Source organism: Mangrovicoccus algicola, assembly GCF_014903745.1.
GTDB lineage: Bacteria > Pseudomonadota > Alphaproteobacteria > Rhodobacterales > Rhodobacteraceae > Mangrovicoccus > Mangrovicoccus algicola.
Window position 1 is genome coordinate 19288 of sequence record NZ_JACVXA010000064.1, and the last position, 8130, is coordinate 27417.

Genomic DNA, 8130 nt, shown 5'->3' on the forward strand with positions numbered 1-8130 from the left:
CTGTTGCACGAAAGCCACCCCTTGCGGCCGGGGAAAGCCGGTCGTGCCGGTCAGCCCGCGCCAGGACCTCCGCCCTGTTCCTGCTGCATGGTCCGGATGCCCCTTGCCAGCAGCGCGATTCCCTCCCCGATGCGGTCCGCCTCGATCGAGGAATAGGCCAGCCGGTAATAGCGTGCCGGATCCGCCCCCGCCGCGAAGAAGGCCCCGCCGGGTTCGATCAGCACGCTGTCGCGGCGCAGGCGCACCGCCAGGTCGGTGCTGTCCACCCCCTCCGGTGCCCGCAGCCAGAAGGAGGAGCCCCCGGCATTCTGCTGATCCGCCGCGATCAGCCCATGCGCCGCCAGCGCCTGTTCCATGATCCGCCGCCTCTTGCGGTAGACGCGGATCATCCGCGCGATCTGCGCATCGAAATGGCCCAGCGACAGGAAATAGGCGGTGGTGCGCTGCACGTGGCTGGGCGGGTGGCGCACCACCAGCGTGCGCAGCGCCCGCGCCTCGCGGATCATCGGCTCGGGCGCCACCATGTATCCCAGGCGCAGCCCCGGGAAGATCGACTTGGAGAAGGAGCCCAGGTAGATGACGCTGCCGCTGCGGTCGAGGGATTTCAGCGACGGCGAGGGCGCGGTGAACAGCGCCATCTCGAACTCGTAGTCATCCTCCACCACCACGAACCCGTCCCGGGCCGCCCTTTCAAGCAGGGCCTGGCGGCGATGCAGCGGCATCGTGGCATTTGTGGGCGCATGGTGGCTGGGCGTGACGAAGACGACATCGGCATCGCCCGGGATCGCCTCGGGGGACAGGCCCAGCCGGTCGACATCGACCATGTGGGTCTTGCAGCGGTTCTGCGCGAGGATCTGGCGCAGCCCCGGATAGCAGGGATTCTCCATCACCGCCTTGCGCCGCTGGGTCAGCAGGATCTGCGCGGTCATCCACAGCGCGTGCTGCCCGCCCATGGTGACGAGGATCTCCGAGGGCCTGGCCACGATGCCCCGCCGCGGCAGGATGTGGCGGAGGATGAATTCCACCAGCATCGGGTCGTCTCGTTCGTAATGGTCGGAGGCCAGCGTGTCGAAATCCCGCCGCCCCACCGCCCGCAGCGCGCAGGCCCGCCAGTTGCGGTGATCGAAAAGCCGCCCGTCCGACTGTCCGTAGATGAAGGGATACCGGTAGTCGCGCCAGTTGCCCGGGCGCAGGATCGGCGGATCCGCATCCGAGAAGCGATGCCCGATCAGCCGCGACCAATCCGCCTGCGCCGCCGACGGGACAGGCGGGGCGGGATAGCTGTGCGCGGCGGGCGCGGTCTCGGCCACGAAGAATCCCGACCGGCTGCGCGCGACAAGATATTCGTTCGCGACCAGTTCGTTATAGGCCGAAGTTACAGTGATCCTCGCGACGCCCAGATGCTCTGCAAGGCGACGCGAGGACGGCATCTTCTCGCCCGGCAGGCAGCGCCCGCCGACGATGGCCTCCGCCACCATCTGCTGGATCTGCTGCTGCAGGCTCAGTTCCCGCCCCGGGGGCAGGAAGAACGTCTCGGCCGGAATCGCCATCGGGTCTCCTTCGCCGTTCGGTCGGGTCGGGTCGGGTCGGATCGGGTCGGGAAAGATCATCCCGCGCCCGGCACCGCGCCGCAACCCGCCCGCGGCCGCTCAGCCGAAGACCCGGCCAAGCGCCGCGCCGAGCGCCGCGGTGATGGCATCGATATCGGCCGGGGTGGCGACCAGCGCGGGCGCAAGGCACAGCGTGTTGTTCATCCCCGGCAGCGCCCGGCTGGTGGACCCGATGATCACCCCCTGCGCCAGGCAATCGGCGATCACCGCCTGCACCTGCGCCTCGGGCACGGGCGCCTTGCTGCGGCGGCAGGAGACCAGTTCCGCGCCCCAGAACAGCCCCTTGCCGCGCACGTCGCCGATCGCCCGGTGCCGCTCTGCGAGGTCCCGCAGCCCCGCCTCCAGCCGGTCGCCCATCCGGCAGGCATTGGCCAGCAGGTCCTCCTCCTCGATGATGCGCAGGTTCTCCAGCGCGGCGGCGGGGCCGGCCGTGCACCCGGCATAGGTGGAGATGTCGCGGAACGCGCTCAGCGGATCGCCGGGCGCGCCGTCGAACATCTCGTAGACCCGCCGGCTGGTCGCGAGGCAGGCGATGGCGGCATAGCCCGAGGCCACGCCCTTGGCCATGGTCACGAAATCCGGCTTGATCCCGTAATGCTGGTAGCCGAACCACTTGCCGGTGCGCCCGCCGCCGCAGACCACCTCGTCCAGGTGCAGCAGGATGTCGTATTTCGCGCAGATCTCCTGCACGCGCGGCCAGTATCCCTCCGGCGCCGGGATCACCCCGCCCCCCGCCGTCATCGTCTCGAGACACAGGGCCCCCACCGTGTCCGGTCCCTCGCGCAGGATCACCGCCTCGATCGCATCGGCCGCGCGCAGCCCGTATTCCGCGCCCTCCCATTGCGCGCGGTATTCGCAGCAATGGGGCACTTCCACGAAGCCCGGCACGAAGGGCCCGTACTGGGCCGCCCGCTCGGGCTGGCCGCTGGCCGAGACCGCCGCGAGGGACGATCCGTGATAGTCGCGCTGGCGGAACAGGATCTTGTGCTTGCGGCCGCCGTGATGCCTGTGGGCGATCTGGCGGACCATCTTGAAGGCCTTCTCGTTCACCTCCGTGCCGGAATTCCCGTAATAGACCCGCGCCATCCCGGGCATGCGCGCGATCAGCTGCGCGGCGAAGCGCGCGCCCGGAATCGACCCGGCCGTGTTTGCATAGAAATTAAGCTCGGCCAGCTGGTCCCGCACCGCGTCGGCGATCGACCGGCGCCCGTATCCGACATTGACCGTCCAGACCCCGCCCGAAACCGCGTCGAGATGTTCGCGGCCCTCGGCATTCCACAGCCGCAGTCCCCGTCCCCGCACCATCAGGTCGGGGCCGTGCGTTTCCGTGAACTTATGCTCGACCAGGTGGTGCCAGACATGGGCACGGTCGGCGGCGATGACCGGGGCGAGCGGATCGGGGGGCGGAAGCTGATTCATGGCGGGCTCCTTGGCGGCAGGCGCGGAAGGGATGCGGCGGCGGAGGGGAAAACAGGCATCCCGACCGACCCGGCGCTGAAAATGTGCTCAAAGAGGAAGCACCGATAGGGCCAGTTATCCTCAAATACTGGATCCAGCGGCCCCGGGCGGTTGTCAGTCCGAAAGCGCCGAACCTAGCGTTTCCCCAGACGCAACCGGCAAGGGCCGCCAAGAGCCCCCGGACAGGAACGAGACCAGTCCAACACGGAGACCCCGATGACCCGCTCCCTTTCCCTCCTTCTGGCCGGAACCGCCGCTGCCGCGCTTTCCGGCGCAGCCGCCGCCGCGCAGGACCAGCTGACCGTCGGCTATTTCCTCGAATGGCCGATGCCCTTCCTCGCGGCCAAGGCAGACGGCACCTATGACGAGGCGCTCGGCATGCCGGTGAACTGGGTCGCCTTCGAGACCGGCACCGCGATGTCGGCGGCCATGGCCTCGGGCGATGTGCAGATCTCGGTCTCCCAGGGGGTGCCGCCCTTCGTCGTGGCCGCCTCCGCCGGACAGCCGCTGGTCGCGCTGGATGTCGCGGTAAGCTATTCGGACAATGACAACTGCGTCGTCGCCACCGCGCGCGAGATCGACAAGGACTCCGCCTCGGAACTGGAGGGCGCGACCGTCGCCGTGCCGATGGGCACCGCCGCGCATTACGGGTTCCTGCGCCAGATGGACCATTTCGGCGTGCCGCTGGACAGCCTGGAGATCGTCGACATGGCCCCGACCGACGGCGCCGCCGCGCTGGCCCAGGGCGCGGTCGACATGGCCTGCGGCTATGGCGGCGGGCTGACCCGGATGAAGGAGCACGGCAATGTCCTGCTGACCGGCCAGGAGAAGGAGGATCTGGGCATCCTCGTCTTCGACGTCACCTCGGCCCCGCAGGCTTTCGTCGCCGAGAATCCCGACCTGGTCGCCGCCTTCCTGGGCGTGACGGCCGAGGCCAATGCCGCCTGGAACGCGGGCGAAGGCAAGGACGAGATGCTGCAGAAGATCGCCGCCGAATCCGGCATGTCCCCCGAGGCCACGGCCGAGGCCATCGCCACGATGCAGTTCCCCCCGATCGAGGCGCAGCTCTCGCCGAAATGGATGGGCGGCGCGGCCCAGACCTTCATGAAGGGCGTGGCCGATGTCTTCGTCGCCGCAGGCAGCATCGACAGCGCGCTGGACAGCTACGAGGCCGCGGTCGATACCGGCCCGCTGGCCGCGGCCGCCGACTGACCCGATCCCAGACCGCGGCGCCCGGCGGGCGCCGCCCGAGCCGGCCGTGCCGGGAAAGGAGCCGCCGGATGGACGGGCTTCGCATAGAAAACGTGTCGATGCGCTTCGACCTGCCCGACGGCACCCATGTCCAGGCGCTGCAGGACGTGTCGCTGGACCTGGGCAAGGGCGAATTGCTGTCCGTGCTGGGGCCTTCGGGCTGCGGGAAATCCACGCTGCTCAACATCCTGGCGGGGTTCCTCGCGCCGAGCTCCGGGCAGGTCACGCTCAATGGCCGCAGGATCGAGGGCCCCGGCGCCGAGCGCGGCATGGTCTTCCAGAAGGGCGCGCTGTTCGAATGGATGAATGTCCGGCGCAATGTCGAATTCGGGCCGCGGATGAAGAACCTCTCCGAACCCGAGCGCAACACCATCGTCGAGAACCTGCTGAACACCGTGGGGCTGCGCGATTTCAAGCAGAAGGCCGTCTATGAACTGTCCGGCGGAATGCAGCAGCGCGTCGCGCTGGCGCGCTGCCTGGCCAATGACCCCGACGTGATCCTGATGGACGAGCCGCTGGGCGCGCTGGATGCGCTGACCCGCGAGAAGATGCAGGGGCTGATCCTGAAACTGTGGAAGGAGACCGGCAAGACCGTGATCCTCATCACCCATTCCGTGGAGGAGGCGCTGCTTCTGGGCGAGAGGCTCCTGGTGATGGCGCCGCGGCCGGGGCGCATCCACCGCGAATACCGGCTGCCCTTCGCCGAACGCGCCGTCGGGGCCGATCTGCGCGCGGTCAAGAAAAGCGACGGTTTCGCCGAGACCCGCGACGAGATCCTGTCGATGATCTGGGAGATGGAGGAGGAGATCATGGGCGGGGCGGAGGCGGGCGCATGACCGGCTGGCTGATCCTGGCGGCCTATGCGGGCCTGTTCCTCGCCGCGCGGCTGATCGTGCGCCTGCTGCGGCGGATGCTGCGCCCGGCGCATGATTTCGCCTCGCTCAAGACCGTGACCTTCGGCGACGAGGCGGCGGTGCGCCCCGACCGCGCGGCCTCGGTCATTTCGGTGCTGGTGATCTTCCTGATCTGGGGGGCCTTCACCGGATCGCGCCTGGTGCCGCTGCATGTGCCGGGGCCCTTCCTGGGCGAGACCGGGTTTGCCTATACCGCCGAGGATGCGGCGGGCGCGCAGGCGCAGGCGCGCGTCACCGTCCTGGTCCATCCCTCGGGCGACACCCCCGAGGCGCCCGCGCCCGGTGTCGCGGCGGGTTTCGCGCAGGACGATGCCGCCACTGTCGCCGCCTGGCGCTCGGTGCTGATCCAGCCCCAGCGCAATGACGGCGAGGGCGCGCGCGTCATCGCCGTGGAGGGCCGGCCCATCGCCCCCGGCGAGACGCTGCGCGTGCCCGACGGAACCGTCACCATGTCGGCCAAGGGCTCGCTGAACTTCACCCCCGACAAGGGCCTGCAGATGGAGCCGATCTGGCTGCCCTCGCCCGAGGCGGTGGCCGGGCGGTTCATGGATATCGCGGCGAACGGGTTCCAGAATACCGCGCTCAGCGCCCATCTGGGCTGGTCGCTGTGGCGGGTGATCGCGGGGTTCCTGCTGGGATCGCTGGTCGGCATCCCGCTGGGCTATGCGATGGGGCTGTCGGGATGGGTGCGCGGCTGGTTCGACCCGATCGTCGAATTCATGCGCCCGGTGCCGCCGCTGGCCCTGATCCCGCTGGTCATCATCTGGTTCGGCATCTGGGAAACCGGCAAGATCGTGCTGCTGTTCCTGGCGGCGCTTTGGGTGATGACCATCGCGGCACGGGCCGGGGTGTCGGGCGTCAGCCTGTCCAAGGTCCATGCCGCCTATTCGCTGGGCGCCGGCCGGCGGCAGGTCCTGATGCATGTCATCATGCCCAATTCCCTGCCCGAGATCTTCACCGGCGCGCGGGTCGCCATGGGCGTCTGCTGGGGGACCGTCGTCGCCGCCGAACTGGTCGCGGCGCAGAAGGGCGCGGGGATGATGATCATCGCCGCCTCCAAGTTCCAGCAGACCGACACGGTCATCATGGGGATCGTGCTGATCGGGCTGATCGGCTTCGGCATCGATATCCTGATGCGCCTGGCCGAACGCACGCTCGTGCCGTGGAAGGGGCGGGGCTGAGCCCTCCCGGCAGGGGCGGCGCGCGCCGGGTCTCGCCGCCCCTGCCGGTTCAGCCGATATCGAAGACCACCCCCTGCGCCAGCGGCAGCTCGCGCGAGTAGTTCACGGTGTTGGTCGCGCGGCGCATATAGGCCCGCCAGGCATCCGAGCCGCTTTCGCGCCCGCCGCCGGTCTCCTTCTCGCCGCCGAAGGCGCCGCCGATCTCGGCGCCGGACGTGCCGATATTGACATTGGCGATGCCGCAATCCGATCCGCGCGCCGAGAGGAAGGTCTCCATCTCGCGCAGGTCGGTGGTGAAGATCGCCGAGCTGAGCCCGCCGCCCACCGCGTTGTGCATCTCGATCGCCTCGTCCAGATCGGTGTATCGCATCACGTAGAGGATCGGCGCGAAGGTCTCGCGCAGCACCGGCCCGTCATGGACGGGCATCTCGACCAGCGCGGGGCGGACATAGACGGATGTCTCCGGCCCGACCGCCACGCGTCCACCTTCATGGACGATGCCGCCCAGGGCGGAGGCTTCCTCCAGCGCAGCGGCCATTGCGTCCAGCGCCGCCCGGTCGATCAGCGGCCCGACCAGCGCGGCGGTCTCCAGCGGGTTGCCGACCGTCACGGAGGAATAGGCCGTCTTCAGCGCGGGCACGATCCGGTCATAGACGCTGTCATGCACGAAAAGCCGCCGCATGGTCGTGCAGCGCTGGCCTGCCGTGCCCATCGCGCCGAAGGCGATGGCGCGCAGGGCCATGTCCATGTCGGCCGAGGGACAGACGATGCCCGCATTGTTGCCGCCCAGTTCCAGGATGCAGCGGCCGAACCGCGCCGCCACCTTCGGGCCGACGATCCGGCCCATCCGGGTCGATCCGGTGGCGGAGATCAGCGCGACCTTGTCGCTGTCGACCAGCGCCTCGCCCGTCTCCGGCCCCCCGACCAGCACCTGGCTCAGCCCCTCCGGCGCCTCCGCGCCGAAACGCGCGACGGCGCGCTCCAGCACCGCCTGGCAGGCCAGCGCGGTCAGCGGCGTCTTCTCCGAGGGTTTCCAGATCACCGGATCGCCGCAGACCAGCGCCAGCGCCGCGTTCCAGCACCAGGGCGCGCAGGGGAAGTTGAAGGCGGTGATGATCCCCACCACGCCCAGCGGGTGCCAGGTCTCCATCATGCGGTGGCCGGGGCGTTCGGTGGCGATGGTCAGCCCGTAAAGCTGCCGCGACAGGCCGACGGCGAAATCGCAGATATCGATCATCTCCTGGACCTCGCCCAGCCCTTCCGAGGGGGATTTCCCCGCCTCGATCGACACCATGCGGCCGAGATCGGCCTTGGCGCGGCGCAGCTCCTCGCCGAAGAGCCGCACCAGCTCGCCCCGCCGCGGGGCCGGCACCATGCGCCAGGCCCGGAAGGCCGCCTGCGCCCGGTCCACCATGGCCGCGGCCGCGGCGGCATCCTGCACGGCAAGCCTGGCGACGGGCTGGCCGGTCAGCGGGGAAACCACCTCCAGCCCGCCTTCCGCCCCCGGCGCGATGGTCGCGCCGCAGGCTGCCATGGTCTCGCTCGTGATCTGCCTCAGATCGGGTGTCGTCATGTCCGCTCGTCCTGCTGGTCTGTCCGGCGGCCCGGAAGGAGGCCGCGCCCTGCCGCGAGCCTAGACCCGCCGGGGGGCCCGCGGCCAGCCCGGAATGCCTGCGCCGCGCCGCCCCGCCCCCTGGCCCCGCCGCCGGGCAGGCA

Annotated in this window: 6 protein-coding genes; 3 read left to right on the plus strand and 3 right to left on the minus strand. The window is 69.8% G+C overall.

What is annotated here, in order from left to right:
• Positions 1–50: 50 nt before the first annotated feature.
• Both pdxR and ICN82_RS17220 read right to left on the minus strand, forming a co-directional pair.
• Positions 51–1550 (minus strand): MocR-like pyridoxine biosynthesis transcription factor PdxR, encoded by a 1500-nt coding sequence (gene pdxR, locus ICN82_RS17215; RefSeq protein WP_193185234.1) that lies wholly within the window; start codon positions 1548–1550, stop codon positions 51–53.
• Positions 1551–1649: 99 nt separating this feature from the next.
• On the minus strand, positions 1650–3029 hold the full coding sequence (locus tag ICN82_RS17220; RefSeq protein WP_193185237.1) for an aminotransferase family protein: 1380 nt from the start codon (positions 3027–3029) through the stop codon (positions 1650–1652).
• A 255-nt stretch (positions 3030–3284) separates the two neighbouring features.
• Here ICN82_RS17220 and ICN82_RS17225 point away from each other — a divergent pair, with 255 nt between their 5' ends.
• The 3 genes from ICN82_RS17225 (at position 3285) to ICN82_RS17235 (ending at position 6414) form a co-directional block, all read left to right on the plus strand.
• Entirely contained in the window at positions 3285–4280 is a 996-nt protein-coding gene (locus ICN82_RS17225) for a taurine ABC transporter substrate-binding protein (protein ID WP_193185240.1), read from the plus strand.
• Between the two features lie 68 nt (positions 4281–4348).
• On the plus strand, positions 4349–5155 hold the full coding sequence (locus tag ICN82_RS17230) for a taurine ABC transporter ATP-binding protein (protein WP_193185243.1): 807 nt from the start codon (positions 4349–4351) through the stop codon (positions 5153–5155).
• Positions 5152–6414: an ABC transporter permease subunit gene (locus ICN82_RS17235; protein WP_193185246.1), complete on the plus strand. Its 1263-nt coding sequence runs from the start codon at positions 5152–5154 to the stop codon at positions 6412–6414. The genes ICN82_RS17230 and ICN82_RS17235 overlap by 4 nt, the downstream gene beginning before the upstream one ends.
• A 49-nt stretch (positions 6415–6463) precedes the next feature.
• On the opposite strand, the gene amaB is transcribed toward ICN82_RS17235, so the two are convergent.
• A complete protein-coding gene (gene amaB / locus ICN82_RS17240; protein ID WP_193185248.1) occupies positions 6464–7987 on the minus strand; it encodes an L-piperidine-6-carboxylate dehydrogenase in 1524 nt (507 codons plus the stop codon).
• Positions 7988–8130: the final 143 nt, after the last annotated feature.